Here is a 13,144-nt window from a genome sequence, read left to right as displayed (position 1 = left end):
GACATCGGACAGCGACAGGTCTGCGCGCAACGGAAATCCAATGTGGGGTTTCCTCGGCAAAGACGCCCATTCAGCTCCTGGCCATGCCAGGCGCTGAGTGGGCGTTTTGCGTGATGGCTCACAGGAGAAGGGGATGACCCAGACAGATCATGACGGCGTGCCAGCCCAGCCAATCCTCGACCATGGCGACGGCAAACAGGCAGGCACGCTGACCACCTGTCCCTACTGCGGTGTTGGCTGCGGTGTCGCGCTGAGTGCAAAGGGGGGGAGCGCCGTGGTCGAAGGCGATACCTCTCACCCCGCCAACTTCGGGCGTCTGTGCGTCAAGGGAACCGCGCTGGCAGAGACATTGGGCCATCACGGCCGCCTGACGATGCCGCGGGTCGATGGTCACGAGACCAGTTGGGAGCAGGCGTTGGATACGCTCGCCGAGCGCCTGCTCAAGATACGCGAAGCCGCGGGGCCGGGTGCCATCGCTGGCTATCTGTCGGGACAGCTGTTGACCGAGGACTACTACGTCGCCAACAAGTTGTTCAAGGGGTTCATCGGTACCCCGCACCTGGATACCAACTCACGTCTGTGCATGGCCTCTGCTGTCGCCTCCTACAAGCGGACCTTTGGTGCCGATGCGGTGCCCTGTAATTACGAGGATCTCGAGGAGGCGGAGCTGGTCGTGCTGGTGGGATCCAACCTGGCCTGGAACCACCCGGTGCTCTACCAGCGGCTGCGGCTGGCCAAGTCGCGTAATCCCCTGTTGAGGGTGGTGGTCATCGACCCACGCGTCACTGACAGCTGCGAGGTCGCCGATCTTTACCTGGGACTTCGCCCAGGCTCGGATGCGGCGCTGTTCAACGGGCTGCTTGCGTGGATGGCGCGCCATCAGCGACTGGACAGGGTGTACCTGCAGCGTCATACGGATGGCAGTGACGAGGCGCTGAAAGCGGCCTTGGTCGATGCTCCCGATATCGATGCGGTCGCGGCGGCGTGCGACCTGGACCCTGAGCGCCTGGAAACCTTCTACTACTGGTTTGCCACTCAGCTGCATGTGGTGACCCTCTACTCCCAGGGAGTCAACCAGTCGACCAGCGGTACCGACAAGTGCCAGGCCATCCTCAACTGCCACCTGGCCGGCGGCAAGATTGGGCTGCCCGGGGCGGGACCGTTCTCGATCACTGGGCAGCCCAACGCCATGGGCGGGCGTGAGGTCGGTGGCCTGGCCAACCAATTGGCGGCACACATGGATTACCACGCGCCGGGCGCGAGGGAGAGGGTGGCACGCTTCTGGTCGACTCAGACGGTGACCGCCACGCTGCCCGAAGGTCCAGGCTACAAGGCGATCGAGCTGTTCGAGGCGCTGGAGCGGGGAGAGATTCAAGCGCTATGGATTATCGCCACCAATCCTCTGGTCAGCCTTCCCGATAGTGATCGTGTTCGCGCCGCCATCGCCCGCTGTCCGCTGGTGATCGTGTCCGAGTGCATGGAGGATACCGAGCTGGTGGCGCTGGCGGACATCGTTCTTCCGGCCAGCGGCTGGTCGGAGAAGGACGGCACCGTGACCAACTCCGAGCGGCGCATTTCACGCCAGCGTGGTCTTCTTCCGCCGCCCGGAGAGGCGCGCCATGACTGGTGGATCCTGTGTCAGGTGGCCGCCCGCCTGGGTCTGGGGGAGGCCTTCGCCTACACCCATCCGGCCGAGATATTTGACGAACATGCGCGACTGTCAGGTCTCGACAACGACGGTCAGCGCGCTTTCGATATCTCGGGCCTGGCGGGACTTACCCGGCAGCAGTACGACGCCTTGGCACCCATCCAATGGCCGGTCACCCGCTCCGCTCCGCGGGGCACGCCGCGGCTGTTCGAGGATGGTCGCTTCTTCACCGAGACCGGCCGAGCTCGGCTCTGGCCGGTCTATGCCAAGGCGCCACAGCAGACCACCAGCCAGCAGTTCCCGCTGCGCTTGAACAGCGGCCGAGTGCGTGATCAGTGGCACACCATGACCCGCACCGCCCGAGCCAGCCGGCTGATGAACCATCGTGCCGAGCCCTTCGTCGAGGTGCATCGTGACGACGCTGCAGCACTGGGCCTGGTCGATCAGGCATTGGCGTCGATCCGTTCACCCACTGGAGAAATGCGGGCTCGTGTGCGGGTCGCCCCTGGCCAACGCCGCGGTGAGGTGTTTGTGCCGATTCACTGGACCCGGCGCTTCAGCCACTCGCCTCAGGCTGGCGCGCTGTTCGGCGGTGTCACCGATCCGCTCTCTGGGCAGCCGGAAACCAAGCATGGTGCGGTGATGGTTTCTCCTCTGGTGCATAGCTGGGAAGCCACCCTGGTGCTCGGTGACGATGCCTTGAGCACTATGAGCGATTCGCCGCGAGACGCGATGGCCAGCCTGGTCAAGGGCACCGAGTACTGGACGCGAGTACCGATGGCGGCTGGCGAGCGCTGGCAGTTGGCGGGGGATCTGCAGAGTGCCAGCCGCGACTGGCTGGCCTGGGCCCGCCAGCACCTTCCTGGTGAGGTGGGCCCGGTGCTGCAGGATCCGTCAGGCTGCCGCTGGCGCCTGGCCGGCTTCGATCAGGGGCGGTTGTGCTGGTGGCTGATGGTGGGACCGGTGAACGAGCTGCCCGGGTTGGGCTGGTTGTCGCAGCGCCTGACGGAAGCGGCCAAGGGCGAGGTGATGGCCCAGCAGGATCGCCGTCGCGTGCTGGCGGGTTGCGATGATGGTGCCTCTGATCAGGGACCTATTGTATGCAGCTGTCACCAGGTGGGCCGCACCCCGATTCAACGCGCGATACGTGCCGGAGACGATTCGGTGGAGGCGCTGGGGGCAAGGTTGGCGTGTGGCACCCAGTGTGGCAGTTGTCTGCCGGAATTGAAGAGCCTTGTAGAAGAGGAGAAGAGCCGTGGCGCCATCAAGCCCCCGCAGCCAGTATCTGCATGCTGAGAACCCGTCCCCTGGGGCATCGGGCGTCAAGGCGTCCGCCGCTGGTACGTGGCGCAAAAGCCCTGTCTGGCCGCGATGGATGGGGCTAGCCGTGCCGCTGTTGAAGCGCCTCGGTGGAAGCCGTTGCAGGCTTCGGGGCAGCGGTCGGTCTGCGATGTTCGATACACCGGCACGAGCGTTGTCGCTGCTGTTGGCGCGGCTGGCGACGCTCTGTCAGCGTGGCGCCGATCGCCTCGAAAGGCCCGTGCCGATAGCGGCTACTGGCCTACGTCAGGGGCAGGTGTCGCTGGTGGGGGCGGGCAGTGGAGCCGGCGAGTTGCTGACGCTGCTGGCGCTGGAGCGACTCAAGCACGCTGATGCCGTCGTCTACGACCGGCTGGTGGGGCCGGCTGTGCTGGCGATGATTCCGGCCGGAGTGGAGCGGCACTATGTCGGCAAGGCCCGCGGGCATCATAGCCTCGACCAGGCCAGCATCGGGCAGATGCTGGTCATGCTCGCGCGCCAGGGCAAGCGTGTAGTGCGACTGAAGGGAGGCGATCCCGGTATCTTCGGGCGTCTGGGAGAAGAGCTGGATGCGCTGGAGGCAGCAGGGGTGCCCTGGGAGATTGTCCCTGGCATCTCGGCGGCGGCCAGTGCCGCTGCCGCCATGGGAATTCCCCTGACCGAGCGGGGCCATGCCCAGAGTCTTCGTCTGGTGACCGCCCAGCAGTGTCGAGAGGGCGGCGAGCCGGACTGGAGATCACTGGCGCGCCAGGATGAGACGCTGGTGTTCTACATGGGCCTGAACAAGCTCACTGCGATCTGTCGAGGCCTCATCACAGCAGGGCTCCCACGAGACTGGCCGGTGATGCTGGTGGCCAACGCCAGCCTGCCCGAGATGGCGTCAGTGGTGGGTACGTTGGCGGATATCGACAGCCGTCTGGCGGCCAGCCCGCTGCCGTCTCCGTGTCTGATCATCGTCGGCAGTGTGGTCAGCCGGGCCAAGGTGACAGCAGCGGCTGAGGCAGCGACCTTGTAAGAAGGGCCGCACAAGGCCCTTCCAGTACTCCAGCTTGGGTGGAGGTTGCTTGCAAGAGCGGCCGCCGGGGGGGGGCCTGCGGCGGTTGGCCAATCGGCTTACTTTGGGGCAAGCACCAGGGTTGCGTGGCCGTTGGCAACGCCGGGCTCGATGTCGCCTGTCTTCACATAGCGAGCGAGAAAATCGAGCATCAGCACTTCTCCATCGATGGCCTTGAGGTCTGTATCAATCCAGCGATAGGCACTGTAGTCACTGCCTTCCGGAGTGATCGGGAGCGGGTCCGGGCGATCACTGTGAAGTAACTGGATACCAACGCCCTTGGCGCTGTCTGCCTCCCCATCCAAGGCGAGAATACCGGCATCTCCACTGGGGTCGTAATCATGAATATTGCCGAGTACCGCCCATTTGACATCGCCATCGCTGTGGCACCATGCCGATACGTTGACGGGAGTGTCGGGTACCCCCTGCGGTGGCTGCCCGAGTTCGTCGAATCGATGACTGCCGATCTGGCCCAATGAGACGGAGACATTGCCGACGCCTTGACAGGGGTTCATGCGCACCTTGAGGGGTTGGGCGAAGGTGAGGCCGCTTAGGCTGAATAGATCGGCGTTGTGGTTAGGGGGAGTGCTCAAGTCGTTCATCAATGACAACAGACTGTATCCCTCCCAGGCAGCATGCCTCAGGGTGACCCCCTCGACACCAGGATCTCCTGCCATCTTGTAAAGCGTTACCTTGACATAGAATGAGGGCATCTGACGCCAGTTGACGGCAAACCAGGCGTCAGGGCAGTCCGTGGTGATGGGGGGATAGCCCTCGGCGAGTCCTGTCCCTGCTTTGGCATCGGTACAGGGAATCCCATGTACCGGCTCGTCAAAGGGAAACAAGTTGAAGGCCGGGTTGGTATTGGCCCACTTGAAGGGCAGCGCCTTGCCCTCCACCATCAATTCAGTGGTGTAGCCAACACTGCCACTCCCCCCACCGCCGTACGGATTTCCGACACCATCGTCGGTCATGACATACATGGCTTCATCGGCGGCATCCGAGGTGACGCCTGGCACCGGCCAGTAGCCGTTGGTGGCTGAATAGTGCTGCCATAGCAGCCAGTACTTCACCGTATCCGTTGCATAGTAGCAGCGCGCTACCCAGCCGCCATTGATAGCGTACAGCTGGGAAGCGGGAAGAATGCCGACGGCGATGGGGGTGCCGACGGCGGTGTCGCTGTCGAGGACTATCTCGGAGCCGAAGTCGACCGGTAGCGGCTGGTTGTCCCAGGGAGGAATGATCTCGAAGCAATGTGCATGGGCTCGTGAAGAAAGCGCCAGCAAGCCGAGCAGCAGGAGCAGATAGCGCCATGGGTGCCGCCGAGACCCGCTGCCTCGAACGGTGTGCAAAAGGGGGGGGTGTAGGATCATGATGGGTCCTTGGTGTGATCGGAAGACGGGCCAATGCACGGCGACTCGACAATAGGAATATCGTCACTGCCCATGGCTGGAGGGGTCCATTCAGGTTGCGCTTGGCAGTGCCTACCTTGGTCAAGGCTGATGGTCAGCGGGCTTCCCGGAGCGAGGTCGCGTACCAGCAGCATGCCGCCTGCACCGACTTGTCCGAGGACTCGACCGTCGGCTGCAGTGGCGGTAGAGCCGAGCGGAACTCCCCTCCCGTGTTGCGTAAGCACCAGGACCACCGGCTGCCCCGTGTCGGTGGCGAAGTGGATGGGCACCATGGCGCCGGCATAAGGGGAGACCTGGACGTTGGTGCGCTGAAATTCCACTGCGGTAGATGCGCCACGAGGGTCCAACTGCACATCGTTGACGCGGTAGGGTGAGAGGAACGGCACCAGGGCTTCTCCGTCGCTATCCAGGGTGAGGTTGGCGGCGTTGGTGACGCGAGCGCCAGCACCACCTTCAGCCCTGATCAGTCCGATGGTGTCACCTGTGCTTTGCCCGAATGTCACTCCGTGGCGATGCAGCAGCACTGCTCCGCTGGCGCCGAACGATAGCTGGCGATAGTCATCACTTTCGGAACCGGACAGGGTGTATTGTCCCACGGAGGTGTGGGTGGAAAGGTTGGCGCCATAGGAATGCTGGTCGCCGGTGTCCCCTGTGGACTGGCTGGCATGAATCCCATAGGCAAGGCCCCTGTCTTCCCCGAGATTTCCGGTGACATTCAGATTGCGATGATCATTCTGTGCCGAATCCCGACTGGCCGAGATCGTCATGCGTGGCGCGAAGGCGGTGTTCGATAGTGGCAGCGACGCGGACAGCAAGGCTCTGTTTTCCGTGTCTCGGTCCTCGCTTTCGACCCGTGACAGACTGAGGTTAAGGCTGACCCTGCCAAAGGTTCGCGTCAGCCCGAGTTGGTAGGTCGATTCCGAGCCTTCACGATGCCAGTAGTCCGCCACTGAGCCGGTAAATGACAGGCGGGAGCGCTCACCCAGTGGCTGGCTGATGTTGAACTGCAGCCGGTTTCGCTGGCTGGCATCGCTGTAGTAGGCGTCCACATCCCGTTGCTGCGGCTCAGAGGAGGCCGGTACATCTTGCAAGTAGGCGGCATCGCTCAGCGACAGGTAGCCGGAACTGGAGTAGCGATAGGCGGCCAGATTGATATCGGTGTCGCTGCCGATCAAGTGTCGACTGTAGGAGGTCTGCAGACTCCAGCCATGGCGGTTCCCATCGGGCAGGCGGGCATCCGAGTACTGGGCATCGACCCCTACGGCACCGTAGCGAGTATTGAAGGCGGCGCCAATCAGCGGTGACCAGTAGTCCTCGCTGGCTTGTACTCCGGTATAGCCGGTCAGGGCATTGCTCAACCCGCGCCGATAGCCGATTTCTGCCAGTAGCGGAGCATCACCAATGGCATCATTGTTGAGCTCACCGGCGGCCAGATAGAGCCTGGAGTGCCCAGGCCGAAGAAGTCCCGGCAGCGCTGCGTAGGGCACGCTGTAGCGCTCTATCCTGCCGTCAGCTTCGGTCACTTGAACGTCGAGGTCGCCTCCGTACCCGGTCGGGTAGAGGTCGTCGATGACGAAAGGACCTGGGGGAACGCTGGTTTCGAGAAGGTGCTTTCCTTGCTGGGTGATGGTGACCTTGGCTTGAGTTTGCGCGGTACCGGTGACCACCGGAGCATAGCCTCGCTGACTGTCAGGCAGCATTCGCGGCTCGCTGGTCAGTGTGGCCCCCAGTACCGGGATTGAGTCGAACAGCTCTCCACGGGTGTTGACCTCGCCCAGGCGCAGTAGACGTTCCTGCCCGGCCAACGGGCGCTGCACGTAGTGGTGCAGACTGTCCCAATCCACGTGGCCCTGGTCATCCCGGGTGGCATTGAAGTCGCTGCGGTACTGCCATAGTCCAAGGTTGGCAGCTATCGATGCCCCCAGAAAGGTGCTGTCAAAGTCCTCTCCCGAAATGCTCGATCGGTAGCTGTTGAGGTGATAGTTGGTCAGCAGGGCGGCCTCCCCGGCAGTCCAATGCTCTGACTCCACGTAACCCCGAGGGCGTTGCAGCATCAGCGCCTGCGGTACGCTGACTCGAGCGCTCAGCGTGCCCTGATCCGGCGTCAAGGTAACCCCTGGCGCCACGCTGGTTGCGTCGAGGTAGCAGTCATCCGCGGCTAGTCCCGAACAGCGCTGCTCGAGGTCCTGGAGAATCTCCGGGTCCAGGCCGACGACTTGCCAGGCCGATAAGGCCAGACGGGTGCTCTGCGTGTCGTTCGAGTCTTCTTCGACACGCAGCAGGTGCCGTCCCACCGACTGCTGGTTGACGATTAGCTCCACGGGATAGTCTCCCGGCACCATGTAGCCCGCTTGAGAAAAGCGACTGATGTCCAAGCCGCTCGATGCGAGAAAGGCAGGATTGAACTCCACCTGTTCGGCGCAGGCGAGACCAGGCAGCACCCAGCTAGTGAGTGCCAGCCAACAAACGTGAGAGGGGGAACAAGAGACCCGGGGCCGCGTTGCCATGGAAGCTCACTCCTGGTCAGTCGTGCGCAAGCGTGGCCTGGCGAACCACTACCGCGCCGTAGTCATTGACTGCCTGGTACCACAGTGAGGTATGGCGGGCGTCGGCTTGAGAGATAGGCCAGCTGGCGTGACCGTGTGGCGCCACCATGTCCAGTGATACATCGGCTCCGGTGGGATCCTGTTGCCAGGATGCCGATACCAGAGAGACATGCGCATCGCTAGGATTGGTGCACTCCAGTAGTGTTTGGCCATTCCTGTGGGTGACCCTCCACTGCAAGCGTGAAATGGCCTCCGTCGCGCTGACCTCCAGGTCGGCGGGGCGGTAGAACAACTTCAGGCGTGTCAAAATGCCCAGTTGCAGCAAATTTGTTTGCTGTTTCGAGACCGGCGGAACTTCCTTGATGTTGAGCCAGTAGAGTGACTCTTCATGCGTTTCGGGTATCTGGCGAATGCGCAGGATACGCAGCGTCTGGCGCTGGCCGGGATCCAGCCGAAAGACCGAAGGAGTGACCAGGAAGGGGGAGTCCGCGTCCCTGGCGGGCCTAGAGCCTGCTCGCTCATCGGCCCAGGCCTGAACCAACACCGGCATGTCGTCCTTGTTTTCCAGGCTGATGGTCTGCTCATTCTGATCTTCGTTGTACACCACTCGGGTGCCATTGATGGAGACGCTGGCAGAGACTGATGTGGCAACCGACAGCGCGAGCAGCAACATAGCTGTCGCGCCAACCCATCGGCCTGACACCCTCCGCCAGGGTAAGGGTAGGGTCGTAGGCTTCATTCGTAGACGATCTCGATAGCGCCAGTGGCATTGACGGTACCCGCGGTGACGGCGGCAGCGGTGGACTGATACCAGGCAGTCAGCGGGATGATGGTGGTGCCGCTTCCTGCCACGATGTCTACTGCAGGAGTACTGACATTGTTAGCGGCCTTGACCCAGTCATCGTTGGCGTCATAGACGGCGATGCCCACATTTTGTGCCGTGCTGGTGGCATCCAGCAGGAATAGCCCGGTGGTAGGGTCGACTTGACTATCGTCACCGGTGAAGCGTACGGCGACCTTTTGTGCTCCGGTGGTGCCCGCGGTGCAGGTCAGTGCCAGCTGGAAGGCTTTCTGACCTGCCCGTGTGCCAGCGGCGCCAAAAGCGCTGGTGGAAACTGTCGGCAGGGTGACCGAAGTGTCAGCGGTGGGGATGGTGCAGTTGGCAGCGACGATCTCTCCATTGAAGGTAATGGTGCCATCGGCGGCTTGAGCACTGCACGCCGAGAATAGGGCGAGAGTGAGGCCGATGGGCGCGATGTAGGAACGGGGATAGGACATGAGACACCTCCAGGTATGAAGTGAGCATCTGCGCTAGCTCAGATGAGTAAGCCAGTCGTGCTCGGAAGTCGTACATGTCAAAGAATATTGAGTATTAGTAATTTGGTGTTGATCTAGATCATTTTTTGAAAAATATGGTTAAAAATGTTTCTGAAATGTAAAGTTTGGTTAAAGAAAACCTAAGACTTCTGGCCTTATTCGAGAGTAAGTGGCTGGTTTTGGCACTAAACGGAAGTCGTTCTGGGCTTTGTGCGGAGACATTCGCTATTCTGAGCCGATCAACACAGGACACACGGATTCCATCATGCGCGCGTGGCTTCACTCGTTCAGGGCAGGTCTGATACTGGCTTCGGCCATCACATTGACGGCGTGCAGTGGCCTTCCGTCATTGGAGGGGCGAAGCGAGACACGCTATCTGCCCACTGATGACGCACGACATACGGCACTAGGGGAAATGGTGTCCCCCTATGTCGACGCTCATCCCGGCAAGAGTGGCATCCATCCGTTGCGCAACGCCCACGACGCCTTCGCCGCTCGCCTGCTGCTGGCGGAGTCGGCTGAGCGGACGCTGGACGTGCAGTACTACATCTGGCACGACGACATCACCGGCTCCATGCTGTATCAGGCATTGCTGGATGCGGCGAATCGCGGTGTGCGTGTCCGACTGTTGCTGGATGACACCAATACGGCGGGCCTGGACGACAAGCTGGCGGCTCTGGACGCCCACCCCAGCATCGAAGTACGGCTGTTCAATCCCTTTGTGGTGCGCTCGCCACGCCTGGTTGGCTACGTGACCGACTTTTCACGGGCCAACCGCCGCATGCACAACAAGTCGCTGACCGTAGACAACCAGGCCACCATCATCGGTGGGCGCAATATCGGTGACGAGTATTTTGGCGCGGGTGACAACGTGATGTTCGCCGATCTCGATGTGGTCGCGATTGGTCCGGTGGTCGAGCAGGTGTCTGCCGACTTCGATCGCTACTGGGCCAGCCAATCATCCTATCCGGCGAGTCGGGTCATCGATTCGGTGGGGCGTGAAGGGCTGGCGCAGCTCGAGCAGTCGCTGGCCGTCGCCATGGGCTCAGACGATTCCAAGGAGTACCGGGAGCTGCTGGATGACAGCCAGTTCATGTCGTCGATTCGGGAGGGCAGCCTTGAGCTTGTGTGGGCCAATGCCTTGATGGTCAGCGACGATCCGGCCAAAGGGCTTGGGCTGGCAGATGACGAGGACCTGCTGACAGGGCGTATTCGCGGGTTGCTCGGGCCACCTCGCGACACCGTACACCTGGTGTCACCTTATTTCGTGCCGGTAGAGAAAGGCACTCAGATGTTCGCCGACCTTGAAGCCCGTGGGGTAGAGGTCACCATCCTGACCAATGCACTGGAGGCCACTGATGTGGCGGCAGTGCACGCGGGATACGCCAAGCGACGTCGTGAGCTGCTGGAAGCCGGCGTCAGATTGTTCGAGCTGAAGCGTGCTCCCGATGCGCCAGGGCGCAGCGACGCGGCAGGCCCCTTCGGCAGCTCCGGCGCCAGCCTGCACGCCAAGACCTTCGCGGTAGATGGGGATCGTCTGTTCGTCGGTTCCTTCAATTTCGATCCGCGATCCGCCAGGCTCAACACCGAGCTGGGCTTTATCATCGAGAGTCCCGAGCTCGCCCAGGAGATGGAGCGCGTGTTCAACACTGACGTGCTGGACAACGCCTATGAAGTGAAGCTGGACGAGGACGGCAGCATGTACTGGCTCGAGCGCACCCCGGAAGGGGTGGTGCGTTACGAGGGCGAGCCGAATGTCGGGGTGTTGCGGCGTGCGGCAGTGTCGCTGATCTCGATCTTGCCGGTGGAGTGGATGTTGTAACGGCACTGTGGGTGGATGGCGTTTGACCGGCAACAACGGCCAGCACCCTGCTGGCCGTTTGCGTGAAGGGACCCCGCGGTGGGGGTGTCCTTCAGTCATCGCCGCCGAAGGCGTCAAATACCTCCTGGCCGGTCATGTCCTGAGTCTGGTTGCCAAAGTGGTACCAGGCTGGCTTCTGGTCGATGAAGATCTGGTGGTCGAAGTGCCAGTCCTGTCCCTGATCGATTAGCCCCGCCGGGATCGCGTAGTGCTGACCGTCTTTCAAACGGTAGAAGAGGTGGGTGCCGCAATGCCGACAGAAGGCGCGCTCGGCCCACTCCGAGGAGGCAAAGACGGTGATGGCGTCTTCTCCTTCCAGCTCGATGGGGCCGGCTGGCTCCACGGCGAACAACGGACCGCCGCCCCAGACTCTGCACATCCGGCAGTGGCAGGCGGCCACCTGGTAGGAGGCCAGTGGCAGCGAGAGCGTCACGGCACCGCACAGGCAGCTGCCACTGACGCGGTGGGATGGCGTTGATGCGGTATTCATGTCGCGTGCTCCTGCAGGCGGGATGTCTCAAGCCTAGCAGAAGCGCGTGGTGGGGCACGTCTGGACCGACGTCGGAATGCGGACGCCTACCGGCCATGAGAGCTGGCCTGCAAGCGCCCGTCGCGCTGGTGTCGCGGTGTCCTAGAGTGAGGCCAGCACGGTATCGGCGCTCGACGCCTCAATCACGCCGCGCTCGGTATCCACGCCCAGATATTGCACCACGCCGTCGTCGACGATCATGGCGTAGCGCAGGCTGCGCACGCCCATTCCGGCGCCGCTGGCGTCCTTGTCCATGCCGATGGCTCGGGTGAAGTCTGCATTGCCGTCGGCAAGCATCGTCAGCGCCTGGGCATTCTGATCCTGCTGCCAGGCGCCCATGACGAAGGCGTCGTTCACCGACAGGCAGGCAACGGCGTCCACCTTCTCCAGCAGCTTGTCGGCATTGACCACGAAGCCAGGCATATGGGTGTTGGAGCAGCCGGGGGTGAAGGCCCCGGGAACGGCGAACAGAACCACCTTGCGTCCGTCAAACACGTCGCGGGTAGAGATGGCTTCCGGCCCCTTGGCGCCGTTGGTGTAGAGCGTCACATCTGGCAGGCGATCGCCGATGGCAATGGTCATGAAAGTACCTCAGGTCAGGGAAGTAAAAGGGGGATGCAGGGACCGTCAATCAGCGTCCGTGATGTCGTCCTGCAGAGGTGGGGTGGGACGCACGAGAATCTCGTTGACGTCCACGTGGCGCGGCTGGGAGATCGCGTACATCACGGCGTTGGCCACATCGCGGTCTTCCAGCGCGTACTCCGGTGGTTCGTCGAAAAATGGGGTGTCGACCATGCCGGGTTCTATCAGCGTCACGCGTATACCGCTGCCGCGAAGCTCCTCGCGCAGGTTGTAACCGATGCCTGAAACGGCCCACTTGGTCGCCCCGTACATGGAGCCAGGAAGTGTGGTTCTGCCTGCCGCAGAGCCGGTAAGGAGCAGGTGGCCCCGGCTGCGCCGCAGGGCAGGGAGGCAAGACTGTATGGTCAGCCCAAGCCCGTACACGTTGGTCATCAGCATGGCCTTCCACGTTTCCGGGTCTGCCGAGCTGAAGCCGCCAGGTGAGCCACCTCGGCCCGCGTTGGCAAACACCGCATCGATGCGGCCAAAGCGCTCAAGCGCTTCCTCGACCATCATCTTCTGGGCCTCGGGATCGGTCACGTCCATGCCAACGGTCAATACATTTTCGGGGCCCAGCTCCTGAGCAAGGGCCGTCAGGCTTTCCTGGGAGCGGGCTGCAAGGACCAGATGGTAGCCTTCCCTCGATGCCGCTCGTGCGGTGGCAGCGCCGATGCCGCTGGACGCTCCGGTGATCAGCAACACTCCTTCTCGCATCGCATCCTCCTGGTGGCTCGGCTCCAATCGCGTCGGTGCTCGTTTCAGCATGCGTGGCTCCGGCGCATGTTGCAAACCTCTGGGCACAGGGGACGTCTTTCAAGGGCAAGCGCAAGGACCAGGAGACACAGTAAAAGCCCGGC

General features: G+C 62.5%; 10 protein-coding genes. 3 read left to right on the top strand and 7 right to left on the bottom strand.

The annotated features are described in order from the left end of the window. Nucleotides 1–133: 133 nt before the first annotated feature. Together KUW18_RS01055 and cobA are read left to right on the top strand one after the other, a co-directional pair. Complete coding sequence (locus KUW18_RS01055) at nt 134–2,944, top strand: nitrate reductase (protein WP_222560602.1); 2,811 nt, start codon at nt 134–136, stop codon at nt 2,942–2,944. A gap of 154 nt (nt 2,945–3,098) precedes the next feature. Then, a complete protein-coding gene (gene cobA / locus KUW18_RS01050) occupies nt 3,099–3,962 on the top strand; it encodes a uroporphyrinogen-III C-methyltransferase (RefSeq protein ID WP_222560601.1) in 864 nt (287 codons plus the stop codon). A 98-nt stretch (nt 3,963–4,060) separates the two neighbouring features. On the opposite strand, the gene KUW18_RS01045 is transcribed toward cobA, so the two are convergent. The 4 genes from KUW18_RS01045 to KUW18_RS01030 all read right to left on the bottom strand — a co-directional run bounded on the left by KUW18_RS01045 (nt 4,061) and on the right by KUW18_RS01030 (nt 9,237). After that, the gene (locus KUW18_RS01045; RefSeq protein WP_222560600.1) at nt 4,061–5,374 is read right to left on the bottom strand and encodes a fimbrial protein; all 1,314 of its coding nucleotides are present in this window, start codon (nt 5,372–5,374) and stop codon (nt 4,061–4,063) included. Then, on the bottom strand, nt 5,371–7,920 hold the full coding sequence (locus KUW18_RS01040) for a fimbria/pilus outer membrane usher protein (protein WP_222560599.1): 2,550 nt from the start codon (nt 7,918–7,920) through the stop codon (nt 5,371–5,373). The genes KUW18_RS01045 and KUW18_RS01040 overlap by 4 nt, the downstream gene beginning before the upstream one ends. 16 nt (nt 7,921–7,936) lie before the next feature. Next, nucleotides 7,937–8,632 (bottom strand): molecular chaperone, encoded by a 696-nt coding sequence (locus KUW18_RS01035; protein WP_222237320.1) that lies wholly within the window; start codon nt 8,630–8,632, stop codon nt 7,937–7,939. Nucleotides 8,633–8,694: 62 nt separating this feature from the next. Then, entirely contained in the window at nt 8,695–9,237 is a 543-nt protein-coding gene (locus KUW18_RS01030; protein WP_222560598.1) for a fimbrial protein, read from the bottom strand. A gap of 304 nt (nt 9,238–9,541) precedes the next feature. Between KUW18_RS01030 and KUW18_RS01025 the strand changes: the two genes are divergently transcribed. Continuing rightward, on the top strand, nt 9,542–11,098 hold the full coding sequence (locus tag KUW18_RS01025; RefSeq protein ID WP_222560597.1) for a phospholipase D family protein: 1,557 nt from the start codon (nt 9,542–9,544) through the stop codon (nt 11,096–11,098). 91 nt (nt 11,099–11,189) lie between these two features. Here KUW18_RS01025 and KUW18_RS01020 read toward each other — a convergent pair whose 3' ends face one another. The 3 genes from KUW18_RS01020 to KUW18_RS01010 form a co-directional block, all read right to left on the bottom strand. Next, nucleotides 11,190–11,627, bottom strand: a complete 438-nt coding sequence (locus KUW18_RS01020) for a GFA family protein (protein WP_222560596.1) — start codon at nt 11,625–11,627, stop codon at nt 11,190–11,192. Nucleotides 11,628–11,768: 141 nt separating this feature from the next. Next, nucleotides 11,769–12,248, bottom strand: a complete 480-nt coding sequence (locus KUW18_RS01015) for a peroxiredoxin (RefSeq protein WP_222161942.1) — start codon at nt 12,246–12,248, stop codon at nt 11,769–11,771. Nucleotides 12,249–12,293: 45 nt separating this feature from the next. Then, nucleotides 12,294–13,001, bottom strand: a complete 708-nt coding sequence (locus KUW18_RS01010) for an SDR family oxidoreductase (protein WP_206942935.1) — start codon at nt 12,999–13,001, stop codon at nt 12,294–12,296. Nucleotides 13,002–13,144 lie beyond the last annotated feature (143 nt).

This window comes from Halomonas sp. DP5Y7-2 (assembly GCF_019802025.1).
In the GTDB taxonomy this organism is placed as follows: Bacteria; Pseudomonadota; Gammaproteobacteria; order Pseudomonadales; family Halomonadaceae; genus Halomonas; species Halomonas litopenaei_A.
The sequence above is the reverse complement of the archived record's forward strand: the minus strand, read 5'-3'. Positions and strand labels throughout refer to the sequence as shown.

Bases quoted from the DNA above. Each gene is read 5' to 3' on its own strand.
- KUW18_RS01055 (WP_222560602.1), top strand. From the start codon at position 134: ATGACCCAGACAGATCATGACGGCGTGCCAGCCCAGCCAATCCTCGAC.
- cobA (WP_222560601.1), top strand. From the start codon at position 3,099: ATGTTCGATACACCGGCACGAGCGTTGTCGCTGCTGTTGGCGCGGCTG.
- KUW18_RS01045 (WP_222560600.1), bottom strand. From the start codon at position 5,374: ATGATCCTACACCCCCCCCTTTTGCACACCGTTCGAGGCAGCGGGTCT.
- KUW18_RS01040 (WP_222560599.1), bottom strand. From the start codon at position 7,920: ATGGCAACGCGGCCCCGGGTCTCTTGTTCCCCCTCTCACGTTTGTTGG.
- KUW18_RS01035 (WP_222237320.1), bottom strand. From the start codon at position 8,632: ATGTTGCTGCTCGCGCTGTCGGTTGCCACATCAGTCTCTGCCAGCGTC.
- KUW18_RS01030 (WP_222560598.1), bottom strand. From the start codon at position 9,237: ATGTCCTATCCCCGTTCCTACATCGCGCCCATCGGCCTCACTCTCGCC.
- KUW18_RS01025 (WP_222560597.1), top strand. From the start codon at position 9,542: ATGCGCGCGTGGCTTCACTCGTTCAGGGCAGGTCTGATACTGGCTTCG.
- KUW18_RS01020 (WP_222560596.1), bottom strand. From the start codon at position 11,627: ATGAATACCGCATCAACGCCATCCCACCGCGTCAGTGGCAGCTGCCTG.
- KUW18_RS01015 (WP_222161942.1), bottom strand. From the start codon at position 12,248: ATGACCATTGCCATCGGCGATCGCCTGCCAGATGTGACGCTCTACACC.
- KUW18_RS01010 (WP_206942935.1), bottom strand. From the start codon at position 13,001: ATGCGAGAAGGAGTGTTGCTGATCACCGGAGCGTCCAGCGGCATCGGC.